The organism is Streptomyces sp. NPDC003635 (assembly GCF_053587635.1).
On sequence record NZ_JBSFOK010000041.1, the window covers coordinates 1 to 21278 of the forward strand.

The 21278-nt window shown below is 72.1% G+C and carries 20 protein-coding genes; 9 read left to right on the forward strand and 11 right to left on the reverse strand.

What is annotated here, in order from left to right:
• From ACWDRW_RS30300 to lpdA, 4 genes are all read left to right on the forward strand, one after another.
• Positions 1-692: cytochrome c oxidase subunit I (locus ACWDRW_RS30300; protein WP_451728383.1), on the forward strand; the 692-nt coding region annotated here is incomplete at its 5' end.
• Positions 689-1027: a hypothetical protein gene (locus ACWDRW_RS30305; protein WP_451728385.1), complete on the forward strand. Its 339-nt coding sequence runs from the start codon at positions 689-691 to the stop codon at positions 1025-1027. The genes ACWDRW_RS30300 and ACWDRW_RS30305, both read left to right, overlap by 4 nt.
• A gap of 46 nt (positions 1028-1073) precedes the next feature.
• Positions 1074-2279, forward strand: coding sequence for a glycosyltransferase (locus tag ACWDRW_RS30310; protein ID WP_451728551.1), 1206 nt, complete (start codon positions 1074-1076; stop codon positions 2277-2279).
• A 115-nt stretch (positions 2280-2394) separates the two neighbouring features.
• Positions 2395-3807, forward strand: coding sequence for a dihydrolipoyl dehydrogenase (lpdA, locus tag ACWDRW_RS30315; RefSeq protein WP_451728387.1), 1413 nt, complete (start codon positions 2395-2397; stop codon positions 3805-3807).
• 3 nt (positions 3808-3810) lie between these two features.
• Here the strand turns inward: lpdA and ACWDRW_RS30320 are convergent, their stop codons facing one another.
• Positions 3811-4635: a tetratricopeptide repeat protein gene (locus ACWDRW_RS30320; protein ID WP_451728389.1), complete on the reverse strand. Its 825-nt coding sequence runs from the start codon at positions 4633-4635 to the stop codon at positions 3811-3813.
• A gap of 26 nt (positions 4636-4661) precedes the next feature.
• The gene (locus ACWDRW_RS30325; RefSeq protein WP_451728392.1) at positions 4662-5318 is read right to left on the reverse strand and encodes a TetR/AcrR family transcriptional regulator; all 657 of its coding nucleotides are present in this window, start codon (positions 5316-5318) and stop codon (positions 4662-4664) included.
• A 173-nt stretch (positions 5319-5491) separates the two neighbouring features.
• Between ACWDRW_RS30325 and ACWDRW_RS30330 the strand changes: the two genes are divergently transcribed.
• Positions 5492-6754, forward strand: coding sequence for a YncE family protein (locus ACWDRW_RS30330; protein ID WP_451728395.1), 1263 nt, complete (start codon positions 5492-5494; stop codon positions 6752-6754).
• On the opposite strand, the gene ACWDRW_RS30335 is transcribed toward ACWDRW_RS30330, so the two are convergent.
• From ACWDRW_RS30335 to ACWDRW_RS30350, 4 genes are all read right to left on the reverse strand, one after another.
• The gene (locus ACWDRW_RS30335; RefSeq protein ID WP_451728398.1) at positions 6755-7948 is read right to left on the reverse strand and encodes a glycosyltransferase; all 1194 of its coding nucleotides are present in this window, start codon (positions 7946-7948) and stop codon (positions 6755-6757) included. It abuts the gene before it with no gap.
• Entirely contained in the window at positions 7945-8724 is a 780-nt protein-coding gene (locus ACWDRW_RS30340) for a MerR family transcriptional regulator (protein ID WP_451728402.1), read from the reverse strand. Before ACWDRW_RS30340 ends, ACWDRW_RS30335 begins: the two co-directional genes overlap by 4 nt.
• A gap of 59 nt (positions 8725-8783) precedes the next feature.
• The gene (locus ACWDRW_RS30345) at positions 8784-10637 is read right to left on the reverse strand and encodes a cellulase family glycosylhydrolase (RefSeq protein ID WP_451728405.1); all 1854 of its coding nucleotides are present in this window, start codon (positions 10635-10637) and stop codon (positions 8784-8786) included.
• Positions 10638-10710: 73 nt separating this feature from the next.
• Complete coding sequence (locus tag ACWDRW_RS30350) at positions 10711-12681, reverse strand: GTP-binding protein (protein WP_451728407.1); 1971 nt, start codon at positions 12679-12681, stop codon at positions 10711-10713.
• Positions 12682-13055: 374 nt separating this feature from the next.
• Here ACWDRW_RS30350 and ACWDRW_RS30355 point away from each other — a divergent pair, with 374 nt between their 5' ends.
• Both ACWDRW_RS30355 and ACWDRW_RS30360 read left to right on the forward strand, forming a co-directional pair.
• Positions 13056-13202 carry a hypothetical protein gene (locus ACWDRW_RS30355; RefSeq protein WP_451728554.1) on the forward strand — a complete coding sequence of 49 codons (147 nt, stop codon included), beginning with the start codon at positions 13056-13058 and terminating at the stop codon, positions 13200-13202.
• A gap of 14 nt (positions 13203-13216) precedes the next feature.
• Positions 13217-14317 (forward strand): XdhC family protein, encoded by a 1101-nt coding sequence (locus ACWDRW_RS30360; protein ID WP_451728410.1) that lies wholly within the window; start codon positions 13217-13219, stop codon positions 14315-14317.
• A gap of 101 nt (positions 14318-14418) precedes the next feature.
• Here the strand turns inward: ACWDRW_RS30360 and ACWDRW_RS30365 are convergent, their stop codons facing one another.
• Complete coding sequence (locus tag ACWDRW_RS30365; protein ID WP_451728413.1) at positions 14419-14919, reverse strand: metallophosphoesterase family protein; 501 nt, start codon at positions 14917-14919, stop codon at positions 14419-14421.
• A 126-nt stretch (positions 14920-15045) separates the two neighbouring features.
• Here ACWDRW_RS30365 and ACWDRW_RS30370 point away from each other — a divergent pair, with 126 nt between their 5' ends.
• Positions 15046-16971: a glycosyltransferase family 2 protein gene (locus ACWDRW_RS30370; RefSeq protein ID WP_451728416.1), complete on the forward strand. Its 1926-nt coding sequence runs from the start codon at positions 15046-15048 to the stop codon at positions 16969-16971.
• A 4-nt stretch (positions 16972-16975) separates the two neighbouring features.
• Positions 16976-17572, forward strand: a complete 597-nt coding sequence (gene rfbC, locus ACWDRW_RS30375; protein WP_451728419.1) for a dTDP-4-dehydrorhamnose 3,5-epimerase — start codon at positions 16976-16978, stop codon at positions 17570-17572.
• Here rfbC and ACWDRW_RS30380 read toward each other — a convergent pair.
• The 4 genes from ACWDRW_RS30380 to ACWDRW_RS30395 are packed head-to-tail and all read right to left on the reverse strand — an operon-like array spanning position 17569 to position 21273.
• A complete protein-coding gene (locus ACWDRW_RS30380) occupies positions 17569-18360 on the reverse strand; it encodes a class I SAM-dependent methyltransferase (protein ID WP_451728422.1) in 792 nt (263 codons plus the stop codon). The two genes, rfbC and ACWDRW_RS30380, sit on opposite strands and share 4 nt — an antisense overlap.
• Positions 18357-19232 carry a dTDP-4-dehydrorhamnose reductase gene (gene rfbD, locus ACWDRW_RS30385; protein WP_451728425.1) on the reverse strand — a complete coding sequence of 292 codons (876 nt, stop codon included), beginning with the start codon at positions 19230-19232 and terminating at the stop codon, positions 18357-18359. Before rfbD ends, ACWDRW_RS30380 begins: the two co-directional genes overlap by 4 nt.
• Positions 19229-20209, reverse strand: a complete 981-nt coding sequence (gene rfbB, locus ACWDRW_RS30390; protein WP_451728428.1) for a dTDP-glucose 4,6-dehydratase — start codon at positions 20207-20209, stop codon at positions 19229-19231. The genes rfbD and rfbB overlap by 4 nt, the downstream gene beginning before the upstream one ends.
• Entirely contained in the window at positions 20206-21273 is a 1068-nt protein-coding gene (locus tag ACWDRW_RS30395; protein WP_451728431.1) for a glucose-1-phosphate thymidylyltransferase, read from the reverse strand. The genes rfbB and ACWDRW_RS30395 overlap by 4 nt, the downstream gene beginning before the upstream one ends.
• Positions 21274-21278: the final 5 nt, after the last annotated feature.

The following is a 21278-nucleotide window of genomic DNA, read 5'->3' on the forward strand; positions in this document are numbered from 1 at the left end:
TCCTGATCGCGGTACCGACCGGTGTGAAGTTCTTCAACTGGATCGGCACCATGTGGAAGGGCTCGCTGTCCTTCGAGACACCGATGCTGTGGGCGACCGGCTTCCTGATCACCTTCCTGTTCGGCGGTCTGACGGGCGTGATGCTCGCCTCGCCGCCCTTGGACTTCCATCTGTCCGACTCGTACTTCGTGGTGGCGCACTTCCACTACGTCGTCTTCGGCACGGTCGTGTTCGCGATGTTCTCCGGCTTCCACTTCTGGTGGCCGAAGTTCACCGGCAAGATGCTCGACGAGCGGCTCGGCAAGATCACGTTCTGGACGCTGTTCGTCGGCTTCCACGGCACCTTCCTGGTCCAGCACTGGCTGGGCACGAACGGAATGCAGCGTCGGATTCCCGACTATCTGGCGGTGGAGGGCCTGACCACGCTCAACACGGTCTCGACGGTCTTCTCGTTCGTCCTCGGACTGTCGCTCCTGCCGTTCCTCTACAACGTGTGGAAGACCGCCAAGTACGGCAAGCGGCTCGAGGTCGACGACCCTTGGGGCTACGGCCGTTCGCTGGAATGGGCGACCTCCTGCCCGCCACCGCGGCACAACTTCGCCGTACTCCCCCGCATCCGCAGCGAATCCCCGGCATACGACCTGCACCACCCCGAGATCGCCGCTCCGGCAAAGGAGTTGAGCGCGCGGTGACGGCGGCGGAGGGTCGTGAGCTGGTCGGCAGGGTCGAGGGGTATCTGCTGGCCGCCGCCACGCACGAGGAGGGCCGTACGGCGGCGGAGCGCTGCTGCGCGCCGCTGGCCACTTGGCTGACGGAGGCGCAACGGGCGGACTTGGAGGGTCGGATCGCGGCGGAGTACACGTCTCTCGCGCGGCAGTCGTGGCGGCGGACGGCGGAGCGGGCGGAGGAGTTGCGGGCCGAGTACGAGGAGCGGTACGGCGCGCTGCGACGGCGGCTGCTCGCGGGCTGGCTGCTGGCGTGCGCCGGAGTCGTGGCCGTGGCCGGACTCGTCGTCGCGCTACGGTGAGAACCGGGCTCCCGGGACCATACTGGCCGTCGTGCGCGTAGCGATCATGACAGTGGGCTCCCGGGGGGACGCGGCCCCCTACACCGGTCTGGGCCATGCGCTGGTCCGAGCGGGGCACCAGGTCACCCTGGTCACCCACGGCTGCTTCGAACCGCTGGCGGCGGGTTCGGGGCTGGGCTTCCACCCGCTGCCCGTCGATCCGCGCGAGGAGTTGCACTCCACGCGCGGCCGGGGCCTGCACCGCAGCCGTACCGGGGTGGGAAAGCTGATGCGGGTGTCCGCGATGGCGCGGGCACTGGTGGGCCGGATGACGGACGACCTGGTGGCCGCCGCGCAGGCCAGCGATGTCCTGTTGCTGTCCACCTCCCTCGCCCCGCTCGGCAGGACCGTCGCCGAGGGCCTGCGCCTGCCCTGCCTGGGCGCCTACCTCCAACCAGTGGCGCCCACAGAGGAGTTCGCACCTGCCGTGCTGGGTGGCGGTTCCCTGGGCCCCGTCGGCAACCGCATGGCCGGCCACGGGGTCAACCTGGCGATGGACCGCATCTTCGCCGCCACGCTGCCGTCGGTGCGGGCCCGGCTGGGGCTGCCCCGCACCCGCGCCCCGCGGGAGATGCCGGTCCTGCACGGGTTCAGCCCCCTGGTCGTGCCGCGCCCGCGGGACTGGCCGTCGAATCTCGACGTGGCCGGCTACTGGTGGCCGTACGACCAGGACGCCCGACTCCCGCCCGAGATCGAGGACTTCCTCGAAGCAGGTGAACCGCCGGTCTTCGTCGGCCTGGGCAGCGCGACGGTTCCCGACCCCCGGCGGCTGAGCGCCGAGATCGTCCGTGCCCTGCGGCGGGCCGGACTGCGCGGCGTGATCCAGCGCGGCTGGGGCGGGCTGGCGGCCGACGGCGACGACATGCTGACCATCGGCGAGGTGCCGCACTCCGCGCTCTTCCCGCGCATGGCCGCCGTCGTCCACCACGCGGGCGCCGGCACCACGGCCGCGGGACTGCGCGCCGGGGTCCCGGCCGTACCCGTGCCGATCCAGTTCGACGAGACCTTCTGGGCCCAGCGTCTGGTCGCCCTCGGCGTGGCCCCGCGCCGGCTGCCGCTGCGGGAGCTGACGGCAGCCGCCTTGGCCCCGGCGCTTGAACAGGCCGTACGACATCCCCGGCACAGGCAGCGGGCACGCGCCCTCGGGGAGCGGATCCGTGGGGAGGACGGAACGGGTCCGGTCGTGGCGGCGGTGGAGCGGCTCGCGGGGTGACCGGGCGGGGCGGGCGATCTGCGCCACACGCCGTTGACCTCTGTGGCGCCCCGCGCGACGGGGAGGAACAATCCACCACGGAACGGAAACCGATCCGGTGGAAGAGGTACCTCCCATGGTCGAGCAGGACGAGCGATTCGACGTTGTCGTACTCGGCGCCGGGCCCGGCGGTTACGTCGCCGCCGTCCGCGCCGCCCAGCTGGGCAAACGCGTCGCGGTCGTCGAGGAGAGGTACTGGGGCGGTGTGTGCCTGAACGTGGGCTGCATCCCGACCAAGGCCCTGCTGCGCAACGCCGAGCTGGCGCACATCTTCACCCACGAGGCGAAGACCTTCGGCATCAGGGTCGACGGGCAGGTCTCCTTCGACTACGGCGAGGCGTTCCGCCGCAGCCGCAAGGTCGCCGACGGCCGCGTCAAGGGCGTCCACTACCTGATGAAGAAGAACAAGATCACCGAGCTGGACGGCCGGGGCACCTTCCTGGACCCGCACACCCTTCAGGTCACCGACTACGACGGCAACTCCCGGACCATCGGGTTCGAGCACTGCGTCATCGCCACCGGCGCCACCCCGAAACTGCTGCCCGGCACCAAGCGCAGCGCGCGCGTGGTGACGTACGAGGAGCAGATCCTGGCGGAGGACCTGCCGCAGTCGATCGTCATCGCGGGCGCAGGCGCCATCGGTATCGAGTTCGCCTACGTCCTGCACCACTACGGCGTGAAGGTGACCGTCGTCGAGTTCCTGGACCGCATGGCACCCCTCGAGGACGCCGAGGTCTCCGCCGAACTCGCCCGCCAGTACCGCAAGCTGGGCATCGACGTCCTGACGTCCACCCGCGTCGACGCGATCGACGAGTCCGGCCCGCAGGTCCGGGTCACCGTCACCGGCAAGGACGGCGCCCAACAGGTCCTGGAGGCCGACAAGGTCCTCCAGGCCATCGGCTTCGCCCCGAACGTCGGCGGATACGGCCTGGAGAACACCGGGGTGACGGTGACCGAGCGGGGTGCCATCGACGTCGACGGCCGCTGCCGCACCTCCGTCCCGCACATCTATGCCATCGGCGACGTGACCGCGAAGCTGATGCTCGCGCACACGGCCGAGGCCATGGGCGTGATCGCCGCCGAGACGATCGCCGACGCGGAGACCATGGAACTCGACTACGCGATGATCCCGCGCGCCACCTACTGCCAGCCCCAGATCGCCAGCTTCGGCTACACCGAGGAGCAGGCCCGCGAGCTCGGCTACGACGTGAAGGTCGCCAAGTTCCCCTTCACCGCCAACGGCAAGTCCCACGGTCTCGGTGACACCACCGGCTTCGTGAAGCTGATCAGCGACGCCAAGTACGGCGAGCTCATCGGCGGCCATCTGATCGGCCCGGACGTCACCGAGCTGCTGCCGGAGCTCACCCTGGCCCAGCAGTGGGACCTCACCGTCCACGAGGTGGCCCGCAACGTCCACGCCCACCCGACCCTGGGCGAGGCCGTCAAGGAGGCGGTGCACGGCCTGGCCGGCCACATGATCAACATGTGAGGGTCAGGCCGCGTCGATCCGGTCGAGGAGCGCCCGGGCCTCGACGGTACGGCGGTGGTCGGGGCCGAAGGCGGCCAGGCAGGCGTCGTGCGCGGTGGTCGCCCGGGTCCGGGCCTCGGTCCGGCTGCCCAGCCCCCACAGGGCCGTGGCCACGGCCAGTTCGACGGCGCCGGTCTCGGGGCGGCTCTCTGCCACGGGCAGGCGGTGGCGCAGCGCGTCGGCGCGCTCCGCCTCGGCGAGGGCCTCCTCATGGCGGCTCTGGCCGTTGAGGCTGCGGGCCAGGCCGAGGCGCAGGACCAGGCCGAACCGGTCCGAGGCCTGATGGGCGGCGAGGGCGTCGCGGGCCAGCGCCTCGGCCTCCGCGTGGCGGCCTTGGGCGTTGACGGCGTAGACCAGCCCGTTGCGGGCGGCCGCCGCCAGGCGCGGCATCTCCGGGCCCGTGCCGCGGGCCGCCGCGCGCGCGACGGCGGCGCACTCCGCCTCGCATTCGGCGTGCCGGGCGAGCGCGGTGAGCGCCTGGGCCCGGTCCGAACGCAGCTTCAGGGTCTGCGGGTGCTCGACGCCGAAGACCCTGCCGAACACGGGCACCAGCGTGTCGTACACGCTCATCGCTTCGGCGTGCCGCCCCTGGGCACCCATCGCGAGCGCGGCGAGGCTCAACGCCATGGGGGCGTACGGGTCATCGCGGGACGGCCGGGCCGCGGCCACGGCACGTGCCTCGTGCTCCGCCTCGGCATAGCGCCCTGCCTGGAACAGGGCAGCGGCCCGGCCCAGCGGTGCACCCGGGGGCCCGGCGTCGCCACGGCCACGCGACCGGAAGAATCTCATGCGCGGAGCATACGGACCGGCGCCCGCTACACCCCCTCCCACCCCACTGGCCGCAAAATGGCCAGCAGTTGGCGGACCAGTTCCTCCACGACCTGGTCCAGGGTCGCGGCCACCCAGCCCGCCGTCCAGTCGTGGAGGAGGCCGTTGACGCTGCCGATGAAGGCCGTCGCGGCGATGCGGTAGTCGCGGGCGGCCGCTTCTCCCCGGGCTGCGGCGGCTTCCGCCTCGGCGCAGATCAGGTCGACCCAGCGGGAGCGGCGGGCCAGGCGTTGCTTCTCCAGTCGAGGGCTCACGCCGATGATCTCGACGAAGGTGATGCGCACCCGGCGCGGGTCGGCCGTCACGTGGGACGCGTACGCGCGGAAGATCGCTGCGGCCCGGTCGGCGATCGGCGCGTCGCCCACGGACGCGGCGCCGGCCAGGACCGCCCGCTCCGCCGAGTCGTTGACCTGGAGGTGAAGGGCGGCAAGTACGTCCTCCAGGGTGCGGAACTCCTCGTAGAACTGGCGCGTGGACAGCCCGGCCGCCTCGCTGAGCGCCGCGACCGTCGTGCCGCGATAGCCCGGGGTGTCGCCGAAGAGCTGGAGCGCGGCGTCCAGGAAGCGGCGACGGCGCTCGGCCTTCCGTTCCTCGGCGGACCTGCCGCCGTACCGGCCGGTCGGCGCCCTGAGCCTGCCCGCCACCGCCCCTCCTCCCCGTCGGTGTTCGCCATTTTGTCGTGTCCGCAGTCTTGTGGAGAAGGGACCCCTCTCCTTACTTTCCAGTAAGTCAAACTCTGAACGAAGCCGTATTCAGATTCCCCCCGCTTTGGCATGCGCACGCCACCCCACCGCCTCCCATCAGAGGAGAGAGCACCATGCCCGCCAGCAGAACCAGGCACCTGCGTGCCGCCGCCGTCGCGGCCGCCCTCGTCCTGTCCGTCACCGCCCCCGCGACCGCCACCGCCGCCCCGGCGGACTCCGAGGCCGACGCACTCCGCGAGGTGCTGTTCGTCGGCAACAACTGGGACGGCACCGCCGACGTCATCCGCTCCAGCGGTGACTTCGCGAAAATCGGGCGGATCAACGTCATCCCCGACAAGGACCGGCGGATGGCGGAGATCAACGCCGATCCGATCAAGTGGATCTACTTCATGGCGATCCGCAACAGCGTCGGCGAGGGCCACGACCAGTTCGTGGACGACATGTACTCCACGCCCGACGGCACCTCCGTGGTCGTCTCCCGGCCCAGCTTCGCCGACGTCGTGTCACTCGACCTCGCGACCGGCGCGGTCAACTGGCGCTTCCCCGTGTCGGGTTACCGCGCCGACCACATGGCGGTCTCCGCCGACGGCCGCCGCGTCGCGGTGTCCGCGTCCACCTCGAACACCGTGCACGTGCTGGACATCAGCACCGGCAAGGAGCTCGGCAAGTTCGCCACGGGCGACAAGCCGCACGAGAACATCTTCACGCGGGACGGCAAGTACATCTACAACATGGCGATCGGCGACGTGAACACGCAGACCGACGCCCCCTGGCTGGACTGGACGAAGGGCAACCGCTACATCACGGTCGTCGACGCGACGACGTACCAGCGGGTCAGGGTCATCGACATGCGGGACCGGCTCGACGCGATCGGCCGCACCGACACTTCCGACGCCGTCCGGCCCGCCGTGTTCTCACCGGACGAGTCCAAGCTGTACTTCCAGGTGTCGTTCTTCAACGGCTTCTTCGAGTACGACCTCGCCACCGACAGAATCGTCCGCACCAGGACCCTGCCGAAGAACCCCGCGACCAGCGACGACCGCACCACCTTCGTCAACGACTCGCGCCACCACGGCATGTCGATGAGCCCGGACGGCCGCAAGCTCTGTATCGCGGGCACGATGGACGACTACGCGACCGTCGTCGACCGGGCCACCCTCCAGGAGGGGCCGCTGGTCACCGTCTCCAAGCCGTACTGGGCGACGGTCAGCGGCGACGGCACGTCCTGCGTGGTCTCAGAGAGCGGCACCGACCAGGTCACCGCCATCGACTTCGCCACGGGTCAGAAGCAGGTCTCCGTCCCCGTCGGCGACCACCCCCAGCGGGTCCGGCTCGGGCATGTGCGGTCCGACTGGACGTCCCCGGCGGCCCGTTGATCAGCCGATCGCCTTCAGCACCGCGCCCGCGCCGTCCTCCGTCGCCATGTGCTGTGCGGCGCCAAAGGCGGCGCGGGCGTACGTCTGCCGGCGCACCACCTCACGCAACGCCTCCGCCAGCCGTTCCTCGGTCAGCGACGCGAACGGTATCGGCGCGACGGCGGCGCCGAGCGCGGTGAGCCGGGCCGCCCAGAACGGCTGGTCCGCCGCCACCGGGACCGGCACGGCGGGCACTCCGGCCCGCAGGGCGGCGGCCGTGGTGCCCGCCCCCGCGTGGTGCACCACGGCCGCCGTCCGGGGGAACAGCAGCGCGTGCGGCACCTCCTCCACGACCATCATGTCGTCGCCCGCCACATCGGTACCGCCCCACTGCAGCACCCCCCGCAGCCCGGCCCGCCGCAGCGCCCGTACCGCGATCTCGCCGAGCCGTTCCCCCTGGCCGCCCGCCATGCTCCCGAACCCGACGAACACCGGCCGCGACCCGGCGGCCAGGAAGTCCTCCAGTTCCGCGGGCAGGGACGCGCCGGGTGCGACGTACGGCCAGAACGTGCCGACGACGTCGAGGCCCGGCCGCCAGTCGCCCGGACGGGCGAGCAGTGCCGTGCTGAAGCCGTACAGGACGGGCCAGTCGGCCGATTCCTGCCGTCGGCGCACAGCGGCGGCCGCGACGGGCGGCAGTCCCAGGCGCCCCCGCAGTTCCGCGACCCCGTCCCGGTAGACGCGGTCCGCCATCCGCAACGCCAAGCGGCCCGCCACCAGGTTGCCGAGGCGGCCGAGGGAGCGCCCGCCCGTCACCACGGGCGGGAAGGCGCCGGTCGGGTGGGCCGGGACGACGTAGGCGCCCAGGGTCCGCACGCCCGTGGCCTCCGCCAGATGCCAGCCGAGCGGGGCCGTGGTGGCCGACAGCAGGAGCAGGTCGGTGTCCGAGGTCAGCGCCTCGGTGAAGCCCTGTCCGAGGTCGGTCACGAAGGCGGCCGCGGCGCGCATCAGCCGCCGTCCGTCCGAGACGTCGCCCGGGGGTTCGGGGCGGCTCGGGAGGACGCGGACCTCCAGTCCCGCGTCCCGGGCCAGAGGGGCGAGGTTCTCCGTCGTGGCGAGGGCGACCTGGTGTCCGGCCGCCCGCAGCGCGGCACCGACGCCGGTGTACGGGGCGACGTCCCCGCGCGATCCGGCGGCGGCGATGAGGATCCTCATTCGGTCACCGCCCGGCGGGCCGCGTTGGCGTGAACGGCCTTGCGGAGATAGGCGGCGAGCCCCGGCCGCTGCTGCGAGGGCGGTACGACGAGGGCGAAGGCGCGCGGATCGGCGGCGAAGTCGTCGGCGACGCGGCAGTGCATGTCGGGTGGGCAGGCGGTGAACCAGCGGGCGATGTGCAGCCGGTGCTCCTCGGCCAGGTCCGTCGCCCGTTCGCCGTCGGCCGGTTCCCCCTCGTCGAAGGCGGCGAGGAGTTCCCCGCGCCAGGCCGCCGCCTCGCCCATGAGCTGCCGCCAGTCCTCCTTGCTGTGGGCTGCGGCACGGGCCATCGACTCGCGCTGTCCCGCGGAGTCCTGCCACTTGAGCTGCGCCTCGGTGGCGTAGCTGAGGTCGAAGCGGATCTCGCCGAAGACCTCGAACCGTTCCTCGGGCGTCAGAGACACCCCCGTCTGCTGGACCTCGATCGCCTGCTCGGCCACGTCCGCCAGGCGTTTGAGGCGGTCGATCTCCTCGCTCAACTGCCGTACCCGGGAGCGCAGCTGCTCCAGGGCGTTGGCCTCGGGGTCCTTGAGGATCCCGGCGATCTCGTCGAGGGAGAAGCCGAGTTCGCGGTAGAAGAGGATCTGCTGGAGCCGGGCCAGGTCGCTGTCGCTGTACTGCCGGTAACCGGCGCCGCTGCGGCCACTGGGCGAGAGGAGCCCCGCCCGGTCGTAGTGGTGCAGCGTGCGCACGGTCACCCCGGCGAAGGACGCGACCTGCCCCACGGAGTAACTCATTCACCTGCCCTTTCGTCGGACTACAGCGTGCGGCCTGACGTAAGGGGAGGGTCAACCGGTCACTGTCCGGCGGCCCACGCCGACAGCTCGGCGCGGGCCGAGGCGAGCAGTTCGGCGGAAGGGGCCGAGGCCCCGTTGGTCACCAGCGCGTAGTGCGGGGCGCCCGAGTCGGTGTCGGTGAGCAGCAGTCGGCGGCTGCCGGCGCCGCCGGGTTCGGGGGCCACGGCGATCGGGGTCGTCGAGGTGTACGCGCGCGGGGCGTACGCCGTGCCGAGGTCCGAGACGACGGTGGTGGAGCCGGTCGGGAAGGAGGCGGGGAGGTGCAGCTCGGTGGGCGCCGAGCTGCTGTGGGAGCGCCACATCAGCAGGGCGTACTGGCCGGTGCCGACCAGGCGCGCGACGCCCGGCAGGGAGCTGGGCACCGGGTTCCAGGTCAGGGTGGTGGAGCCGTCGCGGGAGCGGTCCTCGTAGGTGAAGGCGAGAGTGGTGCCGGAGGTGGCGCTCGGGTAGACCCGGTCGAGGAGGCGGGCGTCCTGGCGCAGGACGGGAGTGCCCGAGTCGTCGAGGCGTACGGCGGAGAGGTCCTCGTCGTTCCAGGCGTCACCGGCGGTGAGCACCTTGTCGGGGTTGCCGTTCATCAGCTCGTGGTGGCGGCCGTGGTAGATGTCCCACTGCCACTGGCTGCCCGACAGGGCGGGACCGGAAGCGGACGGGTCGGACCACCAACTCGCGCCCGGCAGACGGGAGTCGAGGGCCTGGTACATGGCCTTCAGGACGGTCGGGGCCTTGTCGGAGACCGTGCCGGACAGCGGATGCCCGAACTCGCTCACGATCGCGGGGGTCCCGGTCGCCGCGGCCCGGTCGCGGACGGTGCCGAAGTCACCGGCGTACTGCCCGTCCCGCGCCTTGCCCCACATGAAGATCCCGGAGATGGCCTTCTGGTCGTAGAAGTGCGTGTTGAACACATAGCGCGGGCCCAGCTGTCCGGCGTCCAGCAGGCCGCCCTCCTGCCGCTGGAAGTCGAGGTTGGCGTTCCAGAAGAGGTTGGGTTCCACGAAGGCGGGTCTGTCCTGCCAGCCGGCCGCGTCCATGCGCGCCCGGAACCGCTCGTAGAAGGGCCACAGCACGTCCCGTTCCCAGGCACGGCTGGATTGCCCGGAGTCGTACACGCCCGCGTGCGGTTCGTTGTAGGGGTCGAAGCCGACGACGCCCTCGAACCGTGCCGCGCCGAGGTTCTGCCGGAGGTGCGTCATCGTCGCCTGGGCGGTGGCGAGGAAGGCGTCCTGGAGGCCGTACCGGTTGTGCCAGAAGTCGTACGACGCCTGCTTCACCGCCTCGTTCTGGGTGATGTTCTGGCCCCAGAACGGGCAGATGCCGCAGTACTCGTCGGAGTAGTTCCCCGCGTCCACGGCCCACTTGGGGGCGCCGTCGCCGGTGTACCAGCTGTCCGGGTCGAACAGGTAGCGGGAGTAGAGGTCCTGGTGGAAGTCGGGGTAGACGCGGATGCCCGCGTCGAGGAAGGCGCCGATCTGGGCGGTGGCGGCGGACAGGTAGGCGGGGTCCACCTGTCCGCGCACGGGTTCGGCGTAGGCCCAGGAGAGCAGGAAGCGGACCGTGTTGCCGCCGCCGAGGGCCCGCAGCGCGGCCGCGGACTTCCGCGCGTCGGCGACGGATGCGAAGGGCAGGCCGCCGTTCTCGGCGAGCTTGGTCTCACCGGAGACGTTGTAGCCGCGCAGCACGACCTCGCGGCCGTGCCCGTCGGTGAAACGGCCGTTCCGGACGGTGAGAGGCGTTTCGTCGAACCAGAGGGAGCCGGGAAGGGAGGCGGCGGTGGCGGGAGTGGGGCCCGTCACCGCCAGGGATCCGAGGAGGACGACCAGGACCACGAGCAGACGCGTCCGCACAGTCGGCATGTCCACCACAATCGGGCGCCCTCATGGCTGCGTCAACACTTCTGACCCTCAAGTAAGTTGACTGTCGGTCAGCTCAGTTGCCCATGCGCCGCGTCACGTGCAACAGGTACTCCTTCCGGTTCAGCGGGTTGTGGTCGGTGCGCGCGCGTTCCGGAACCGTCCCCCGGGTGACCGGCGCGTAGTGGTCGAAGGCGCTCTCCAGCTCGCCCTCGCCGCGGGTGAGGCCGGGCAGCCGCTGCTCCAGCTCGTGCACCCGGGCCGCCGGTACCGCACCCTCCAGGACGCAGGTCGTCCCGCGGGTCTCGGTGGACGCCGGCACCGCGCCGAGCGCGGCCAGCACCGGCAGCAGGGCGCCGAGGGTGTCGGCCGGGGCTTCGACGCGGAAGCGGTGCATCGGCTCGTGCACCCGCGTGCCGGCCCGGCGCAGCGCCTCGACGAGGACCAGCGGGGTCAGACCGCGGAAGTCGTAGCCGGTGCTGGACATGCTCTTGTCGAAGCCCTGATGGGCGTGGCTCTGCCGGGGCGAGTAGCCGGAGTGCGTCATGGTGACCGCGCAGTCGGGGATCCGCCAGCCGTGCAGGCCCTCGCCGAGGGTCTCGCGGACGGTGTCCTCGACGGCCTTGAAGAAGGCGTACGGCATGGCGCCGAGTTCCACCTCCAGCGCGAAGCCGACCCCGCTGCCGGGCGGCGCGGGCTCGACCCGCAGACCGACCGTGGCCAGGAAGGGGTTCGCGCCCTTCTTGTTGAACTCGACGGCGGCGCCTGTCCCGACCGGTCGCTCGATGCACAGCGGTGTCGTCTCGCGGAAGGTGACGTCGATGCCGTACTCGTCGGCGAGCGTGGCCTGGACGACCTCCTTCTGCACCTCGCCGTAGAGGGAGACGGAGATCTCCCGGCGCACCTCGTCGTGGCGCAGGCCGATGAGCGGGTCCTGTTCGGCGAGCTGGGTCAGCGCCACGTGCAGGGCCCGCGGGTCGGCGTCCGGGCCGGGCACGACGACCGTCTCCAGGGTGGGCGGGGCGAAGAAGTGGCTCTCCGCCTTGCGGGGCAGGCCGAGGGTGTCGCCGATCCGGACGTCGGACAGGCCCCACAGCCGGGCGATCCGGCCGGCCGGGACCGTGTCGCGGCGGACGTCGGTGCCGTGCTCGAAGACGCCGGCCGCGGTGACCTTGCCCTCCTGACGGGCCTCGCCGAACAGGAGCGGCTCACGGACGCCGAGCGTGCCGGAGAAGATCCGCGCATAGGCGATCTTCTCCCCCGCCGGTCCCCGTTCGACCTTGAAGACGGTGCCTGAGACCGGGCCGTCCGGGTCGCCCGCGGCGGCGGGCAGCAGTTGCCGGATGCCGCTGATCAGCGCGTCCACGCCCGCTCCGGTGACGGCCGAGCCGAAGTACACCGGATGGACCAGGCACTGCCGGGTCTGGTCGACGAGGGCGGCGCGCAGGCGGTCGTCGGTGACGGTGTTCTCGACGTACGCGGTGAGCAGGTCGTCGTCGTGGTCGGCGAGGGCGTCGAGCGCGGCGGGGCCGAGCCCCGGGGTGAACGCCGCCTCGCGGGTGCCGAGACCGCTGGTGCGGCCCATCGGCACGACCGCGACGCCCAGGCGCCGGGTGAGCGCGCGCAGGATCGCCTCCTCCCTGGCCCCGCGCCGGTCGATCTTGTTGACGAGGATCAGGGTGGGGATGCGCAGCCGGCGCAGGGTCCGCATCAGGACCCGGGTCTGCGCCTGGACTCCCTCGACGGCGGAGACGACCAGCACGGCCCCGTCGAGGACGCCGAGCACCCGCTCCACCTCGGCGATGAAGTCCGGGTGGCCGGGGGTGTCGATGAGGTTGACCGTCACGTCGTCGACCGGGAAGGAGACGACGGCGGACTTGATGGTGATCCCGCGTCGGCGCTCCAGCGCGAGGGTGTCGGTCCGGGTGGTCCCGGCGTCGACGCTGCCGATCTCGTCGATGACTCCGACCGAGTGCAGCAGCCGCTCGGTCAGGCTGGTCTTACCGGCGTCGACATGGGCGAGGATTCCGAGGTTGAGCAACGGCACGAAGCGTCATGTCCTTCGATGAGGGGGTCGTTCCTTCCTGGCGGGACATGAACACAGTGCGCATGGAAGCTCCTCGGTGCGTGACGGCTCGGTTCCGTTCAGTGCAGCAGGACCGGACCCACGCCGGCAATGGATTAACGCTCAACAAAGCCGTGGATGTGAGCGGCTGCAGGGCGCCGTACGCGGACGCGCCGCCGGAGGGGTCACCATCGAGGCGCGGTCCACCCGGAAGCCGTCGCGCCGCGAGCCCGCTCCGACGGTGGCCGGTGTGCCGTGACGGGAGCGGGGTGCCCGGCCGACCGCGTGAGCCGCCGAGCGCGTTCCTGGTCCGCCGGGGACAGCGGGGCATGGCGCGGGGTGCGATCGTGGTGCTGATGTCGGACTGCTGGGAACGCGGCGACCCCCCGCCGCTCGCGGAGCAGGCGAGCCGGATGCACCGGTCGGCGCACCGCGTGATCCGGGCCGGCCCGCTCACGGCCCGCCCGGGTACGTGCCCTTGCCGGGGCCGGCGACGGCGGTGAGAGAGGAGCCGAGGATGCGTGACGTACTGCCTGTTCTGGGCGGCTGGTACACGGCCGCCGCGCCCTTCGGGCTCGCCACGGTCGTCGCGACGAGTCGCAGCGCACCGCGCGAACCGGGGGCCGCGATGGCCGTGGGGCCGGGCGACGAGGTGGTCGGGAGTGTCTCGGGCGGGTGCGTCGAGGGGGCGGTGTTCGAGCTGGCCCAGGAGGTGGTGGCGAGCGGTGAGGCCCGCCTGGAGACCTTCGGGTACAGCGACGAGGACGCGTTCGCGGTAGGGCTGACCTGCGGCGGCGAGATCACGCTGCTGGTGCGGGCCGTGACGCCCGAGTCGGACCCCTCCTTCGGTGCCGTCGCGGAGTCCGTCGCCGCCGGGGAGCCGGTCACCCTGGCGTTCGTGGCCGACGGACCCGCACGGCGCGGGGCGAGCCTCGCGGTCTGGCCCGACCGGGTCCTCGGCACGCTGGGCGCGCCCGGCCTGGACGCGGCGGTCACCGCGGACGCCCGCGGCGAACTCGCCCTCGGTGTCACGGAGCTGCGCCACTACGGGCCGCACGGCGAGCGCCGCGAGGACGCCGTCGCCGTCTTCCTGCACTCCTTCGCGCCGCCGCCGCGGATGCTGGTCTTCGGCGCGATCGACTACGCCGCCGCCGTCGCCCGGATCGGGGCCTTCCTCGGATACCGGGTCACCGTGTGCGACGCCCGCCCGGTCTTCGCCACGCCCCAGCGCTTCCCGGAGGGCGTGGAGGTGGTCGTGGACTGGCCGCACCGCTATCTGAACGGCACCGACACCGACGGGCGCACGGTGATCTGCGTGCTCACCCACGACCCGAAGTTCGACGTGCCGCTGCTGGAGGCGGCGCTGCGCAGACCCGCCGCGTACATCGGGGCGATGGGCAGCCGCCGTACCCACGACGACCGGCTGCGGCGGCTGGCCGCGGCCGGGCTCACCGGGGCCGAGCTGTCCAGGCTGCGCTCGCCGGTGGGACTCGACCTGGGGGCCCGTACACCGGAGGAGGTCGCGGTGTCGGTCGCCGCCGAGATCGTCGCCCTGCGCTGGGGCGGCAGCGGGACACCGCTGACCGTCACGGAGGGCACGATCCACCACTCCGGCTGAGCGGCCCCAGCTTGGCCCGGAACACCGCACGGGGCGACGCCTGGACCTCGCCTGGTCGCCGCCGCCCTCGCGCTGCTCCTGTCATGGTGGCGGGGCAGGCGTCAACGCGGTGGCAGCCGGTGCAGTTCCACGTCCGTCAGGCTGCCGTCGGCGACCGAGGCGGTGAGGTAGGTGCAGTGCGGCTGGCGGCGGCGGTCCGTCGGGGAGCCCGGGTTGAGCAGGCGCAGTCCGTTCGCGGCCGTGGTGTCCCATGGGATGTGGCTGTGGCCGAACACCAGGACGTCCAGATCGGGGAAGCGGGCGGCGCAGCGCGCCTCGCGGCCCTTGGCCGGTCCCGTCTCGTGGACCACGCCGAAGCGCAGGCCGCCGAGGTCGGCACGGGCCACCTCCGGGAGGCGGGCGCGCAGTTCGGGGCCGTCGTTGTTGCCGTACACGGCGATCAGTCGGCGGCTGCGGCGCTCCAGCAGGTCGAGGGTGGCCGTGTCGACCCAGTCGCCCGCGTGGATCACCGCGTCGGCGCGCCCGAGTTCGGCCAGCAGCGGCTCGGGAAGTGCGCGGGCGCGCCGGGGTAGGTGGGTGTCGGACATCAGGAGCAGACGCACCCCGCCAGGCTACGGGCACACACCTGTGCGGAGGTGGCAAGCGACCGGGGGCGGGTTAGCATCGGGCGAGGCGCACCGTGCCGCACCCAGCAAGGCAGGCGACGACCCGAGGGGACTTCGAGCGCGATGCCGGTCAAGGTCAGCGTCATCGTTCCCGTGTACAACCCGGGACCGTACATCGAGGAGTGCGTCTCCTCGCTGCTGCGGCAGACCCTGCCCCCGGACGAGTACGAAGTGATCTTCGTCGACGACGGCTCCACCGACGACACGCCCGGCCGGCTGGACGAGCTCGCCGCCGAGCACCCCCGGGTGACGGTCGTGCACCAGGAGAACTCCGGCTGGGCGGGCAAGCCGCGCAACGTGGGCATCGAGGCCTCCAGCGGCGAGTACGTGATGTTCGTCGACAACGACGACCACCTCGGCGACGAGGCCCTGGAGCGCATGTACGACTACGGCGTGGCCAACGGCGCCGACGTGGTCGTGGGCAAGATGGCCGGCCGGGGCCGCGGGGTGCCGGTGGAGCTGTTCCGCCGCAACCATCCGCGGGCCACCGTGGAGAGCGCACCGCTGATCGACAGCCTCACTCCGCACAAGATGTTCCGCCGCGCCTTCCTCGACCGCATCGGCCTGCGCTTCCCCGAGGGCAGAAGGCGCCTGGAGGACCACGTCTTCGTCACCGAGGCGTTCCTGCGCGCCGACAACGTCTCGGTGCTCAGCGACTACGTCTGCTACTACCACGTCCGCCGCGACGACGCCGCGAACGCGGGCTTCCAGCGCTTCGACCCGGTCGGGTACTTCAAGAACCTGCGCGAGGCGCTGGACGTCGTCGAGCGGTACACCGAGCCGGGGCCGGTGCGCGACCGGCTGTTCCGCCGCTGGCTGCGGGTGGAGATGGTCGAGCGGATGCGCGGCGGGAGGCTGCTGGCCATGCCCGCCGACTACCGCAAGGAGCTGTTCCGGGAGATCCACTCCGTGGTCGTCGAGCGCTTCGGGCCCGGGGTGGCGGCCGGTCTCCAGCCCACCCAGCAGGTGGTGGCCGCGCTGATCGCCGCCGACCGGTACGAGGACGTGGAGGCGTTCGCCGAGTGGGAGGCGGGTGTCGTCCTCAAGGCCGTGCCCGAAGGGCTGGAGTGGCAGGACGGCGTCCTGCGGGTCTCCTTCGCCGCCGAGTACCACTCGGGCGGGGCGCCGCTGACGTTCAGCGCGGCCGGTGGCGGCGATCCGCTCGAGGCCCCGCCGCAGGACGTCACCGAGGCCATCGCCTGGGTGGGCGCCGACACCGTGGCCCGGTTCGGCTCCGCCACCGCCGACCTGCTGCTGCGGCAACGCGCCAGCGCCGCCCAGTACTTCCAGCCGGCGCAGTTCACCCGGGAGACCGTGCCGACCGAGGACCGAGGGCGGTTCCGGCTGGTGCTGCGGGCGACGGCGAGCGTGGACCCGGCGCGGGCGGCCGGGGGCGAAGCGCCTGCGGGCGGCCTGTGGGACGTCGTGGTCCGGGTGAAGCTGGGCGGCTGGACCAAGGAATGCCGGCTCGCCCCGGCCCCGCGCGCCGAGCGCCCCACGGTGTACGCCGGTGTCGTCGCCGGCCGCGTGGTGCTGCCGTACTGGACCGCCCGGCACAACTCGCTCGCCCTGGACGTCGACCGGGCGACCCGCGGCCTCGGCCTCGCCCGGATCACGCCGGAGGAGGTCACCGTCACGCACGACCGGCTCAGCGCCCCCCTGCCGCTGTACGTGCCGGACGACACGGACGTGCTGCTGCGGCTGACCGCCAGGGGCAAGGAGTTGGACGCGGCCGCCACGCTCGCCCCGGCGCCCGGTGCGTCGGGCGCCCTGCTGACGGCGGCGCTCCCCGCCCTGGTGATGGGCGGCACGACCTGGCGCACGGCGCTCGGCCCGGTCCCGGACGCCCCGGAACCGCGCCTGCTGGCACTGCCGTTCGCGCTGCGCGCCGGGGCGCACGGGGTGCAGGTACGGCGCACACCCCGGCCGGGTGTGCTGCGCCGGACGGTCCGCAAGGTCAAGGCCCTGTTCAGGGCTCCACGGAGGTGACGGGGTGCGCGCACTGGGAATAGACGGGGCCTGGGTGCTCGAGCCCAAGGTGTTCCCGGACGACCGGGGCAGCTTCCACGAGTGGTACCGGGGCGCGGAGTTCCGCGAGGCGACCGGGTACGACCTCACGCTCGCGCAGGCCAACTGCTCCGTCTCCCGGCGCGGTGTGGTGCGCGGGGTGCACTTCTCCGACGTGCCGCCCGGTCAGGCCAAGTACGTCACCTGTGTGCGCGGCGCCGTCCTGGACGTGGTGGTCGACCTGCGCACCGGCTCCCCGGCGTTCGGGCACTGGGAGGCGGTCCGCCTCGACGAGGAGACACGGCACGCGGTGTTCCTCGCCGAGGGCCTCGGCCACGCCTTCATGGCGCTGACCGACGACGCGACCGTGGTCTACCTGTGCTCCACCGGTTACGCCCCGGACCGCGAGCACGGCGTCAACCCGCTCGACCCCGAACTGGGCCTGCCCTGGCCCGAGGGCGTGGCGCCGGTGGTGTCCCCCAAGGACGCCGAGGCCCCGACCCTGGCCGAGGCCCAGGCAACCGGCCTGCTGCCGTCGTACGCGGACTGTGCCGCGCGCTACCGCGAGGTGCGGGGCGGCTAGAGCCGCTCCAGCGCCTGTCGCAGCGGGTCCCAGCCCCGGGAGCGGCGGACTCCGAGGTTCCTGGCCCGGATCAGGGGCCGCCAGAAGCTCGCCCGAAGGAGCGCCTCGGGGCGTACCGCTCCGGTGCGTTCCAGGATCGTCTCGGGCACCTTCTGCGGGTCGGGCAGGTCGTACTCGGCGACGATCTCGTCGTAGCGGTCGCGCAGGACCGTGTTGTGCGGATCGGCGCCGAACACGACCAGCTGGCCGGTGGGTTGGGTGTCGACCAGGACCGTCACCAGGTCGGGGCGGTACCGGGCGAGGATCTCGCGGAGCTTGTAGACGTCGCCGGTCCAGGCGTCGGTGTGGCGGTCGCGGGCCGCCTCGTCGATGGTGCGGGGCAGCATGTCGTCGAAGACGATCACGCTGGCCCAGCCGGAGTGCTTCTCGATGTTGATGAAGTCCCGCAGCGCGTACTCGAACAGGTGCATGCCGTCGATGAACGACAGGTCGAGGGTGGCGCGCCGCCAGTACCCGAGCGGACTGCGGCCCCGGCGCAGGTTCCTGACGGGGTGGCGGCCGCCCTTGAGGTGCGCGAGCGGGTTGGCGCGGGCGAAGAAGTCGTCGCTGGTCGCCTTCACCAGGTGCACGTCACAGCGGATCTCGGTGACCACCTTGAACGCCGGGTCGATCGCGATGCTGGGCACCCTGGACAGCCGGAGGCTGCGGCCGTCGTTGACGCCGATCTCCAGGTAGTTGCGGTTGGCGGTGACCTTGTGCAGTTCCTTGAGGAACTCGTGGCGTTTCACGAAGGGGACTCCTTGCGGATGCGGGGAAGTGCCTCGTGCAGGGCGGCACGCCAGTCGCGCGGCGGCGGCAGTCCGAGCGTCTGCCAGCGGCCGTGCGCGAGGGCGCTGTACTCGGGGCGCGGCGCGGGCCGGGGCCAGGGCGTGGTGTCGGTGGGGCGCACCCGGTCGGGGTCGGCGCCGAGCAGCCGGAACACCTCCCGGGCCAGCTCGTACCAGGTCGCGTCGCCGGAACTCGTCGCGTGGAAGACGCCGTTCACGTCCGGACCGAGGCGCGGGCCGAGGTCGGCGATGCGGGTGGCGACGTCGACGCTCCAGGTCGGCTGCCCCCGCTGGTTGTCGACGACGTCGACGGTGGGGCGGCTCGCCTCGATGCCGATCATCGTGCGGACGAAGTTCTTGCCGTGGACGCCGTAGAGCCAGGCGGTGCGCACCACCGCGCTCGCCTCGGGGAGTTCCTCCAGCACGGCTCGCTCGCCCGCGAGTTTGGTGCGGCCGTAGGCGGTGCGCGGGGCGGGCGGGTGGTCCTCGGGGTAGGGGGTGGTGCGGCCCGTGCCGGAGAAGACGTAGTCGGTGGAGAGGTGGACCAGCCGGGCGCCGTGCGCGGCGCAGGCGCGGGCCAGGAGGCGGGGTCCGTCGCCGTTGACGCGCAGGGCCGTGGCCTCGTTCGACTCCGCGTCGTCCACGGCCGCGTAGGCGGCGCAGTTGACGACGATCTCCGGCCGGTACCGGGTGAACGCCCGCTCCACGGAGGCGGGTTCGGTGATGTCCAGGGCGCCGTGGTCCAGCCCGGTGACGTCGGCGCCGCGTCCGCGCAGTTCGCCGACGACGTCGTGGCCGAGCATGCCGCCCGCGCCGGTGATCAGCCACCTCATCCGTGTTCCTCGCCCGCCCGCCGCTTCAGCGGCTCCCACCAACTCCGGTTCTCCCGGTACCACTCGACGGTCGCGGCGAGCCCGGTGCGGAAGTCGTGCCGGGGCCGGTAGCCGAGTTCGGTGCGGGCCTTGCTCCAGTCGACGGAGTACCGCAGATCGTGCCCCTTGCGGTCCTCCACCCGTGTCACCCGCTCCCAGTCCGCCCCGCATGCCTCAAGGAGCAGTCCGGTGAGGTCCTTGTTGCTCAGTTCGGTGCCGCCGCCGATGTTGTAGATCTCGCCGGGACGGCCCTTGGCGCGGACGAGTTCGACGGCCTGGCAGTGGTCGTCGACGTGCAGCCAGTCACGGACGTTGAGGCCTTCGCCGTAGAGCGGGACCCGGAGCCCGTCAAGGAGGTTGGTGACGAACAGCGGGATGACCTTCTCGGGAAACTGGCGCGGACCGTAGTTGTTGGAGCAGCGGGTCACGCGCACGTCCAGGCCGTGGGTGCGGTGGTAGGCGAGGGCGAGCAGGTCGGAGGAGGCCTTGGAGGCGGAGTACGGCGAACTGGGCCGCAGCAGGTACTCCTCCGAGGAGGAGCCGGTGTCGACCGAGCCGTAAACCTCGTCGGTGGAGATGTGCACGAAGGTCGACACCCCGCCCCGCAGGGCGCCCTCCAGCAGGGTCTGGGTGCCCACGACATTGGTCAGCACGAAGTCGGACGCCCCGGTGATCGAGCGGTCCACATGGGACTCGGCGGCGAAGTGCACCACCTGGTCGGCCTGGCCGGTGAGCTTGCCGACGAGTTCGGCGTCCCGGATGTCGCCCTGCACGAACTCCAGCCGCGGATGGTCCAGGGGGAGGTTGTCGAGGCTGCCGGCGTAGGTCAGCTTGTCCAGCACGGTGATTTTCGGCGCGTCGGGCGCGTCGGAGGAGAGCAGCATGCGGACGTAGGCCGAGCCGATGAACCCGGCGGCACCGGTGACGAGGAGGTTCATGGATGGATCTGCACCTTGCTGTGGTCGCCGAGGACGAATCGATGGGCGCTGGGCACATGGTGGGCGGGGGTGACCTCGGCATGCCTGCCGATCAGGGAGGACTCGATGCGCCCGACGCCGGCGATGGAGGAGTCCCGCAGCACGATGGAGAACTCCAGCTCGCTGTCGGTGATACGGCAGTTCTCCGCGATGGAGGTGAAGGGGCCGACGTAGGAGTTGTCCACGACCGTCCCGGAGCCGATGACGGCGGGCCCGACGATGCGGGAGTTGACCACCCGGGCGCCCTCCTCGACGACCACCCGTCCGACGGTCTCGGACACCTCGTCGACCTCTCCGTCGATCCGGCGGTCGAGGCCCTCCAGGACGGTCCGGTTGACCTCCAGCATGTCGTCGACGTTGCCGGTGTCCTTCCAGTAGCCCTCGATGACGGTGCACCGGACGTCGGCGCGGGCGTCGATGAGGTGCTGGATGGCGTGGGTGATCTCCAACTCGCCGCGCCAGGACGGCTCGATGGCGCGCACCGCCGGGTGGATGGCGGGCGTGAAGAGGTAGACGCCGACCAGAGCGAGGTCGCTCTTGGGGTGCTCGGGCTTCTCCTCCAGGCCCACGACCTGTCCCGCGCCGTCGAGTTCGGCGACGCCGAAGGCGCGTGGGTCGGGGACGTGGGTGAGGAGGATCTGGGCGTCGGGGCGCTGGGAGCGGAACTCCTCGACGAGGGCGCGGATGCCGCCGACGATGAAGTTGTCGCCGAGGTACATCACGAAGTCGTCCTCGCCCAGCCAGTCGCGGGCGATGAGCACCGCGTGGGCCAGGCCCAGCGGGCGTTCCTGGGGGATGTAGGTGATCTGGAGGCCGAACTTGGAGCCGTCGCCCACCGCGTCCTGGATCTCCGCGGCGGTGTCGCCGACGATGACGCCGACCTCGGTGATGCCCGCTTCGGCGATGGATTCCAGCCCGTAGAACAGCACAGCCTTGTTCGCGACCGGGACCAGCTGTTTGGCCGATGTGTGCGTGATCGGCCGCAGCCGGGTGCCGGCCCCGCCGGACAGCACGAGAGCCTTCATCTGCT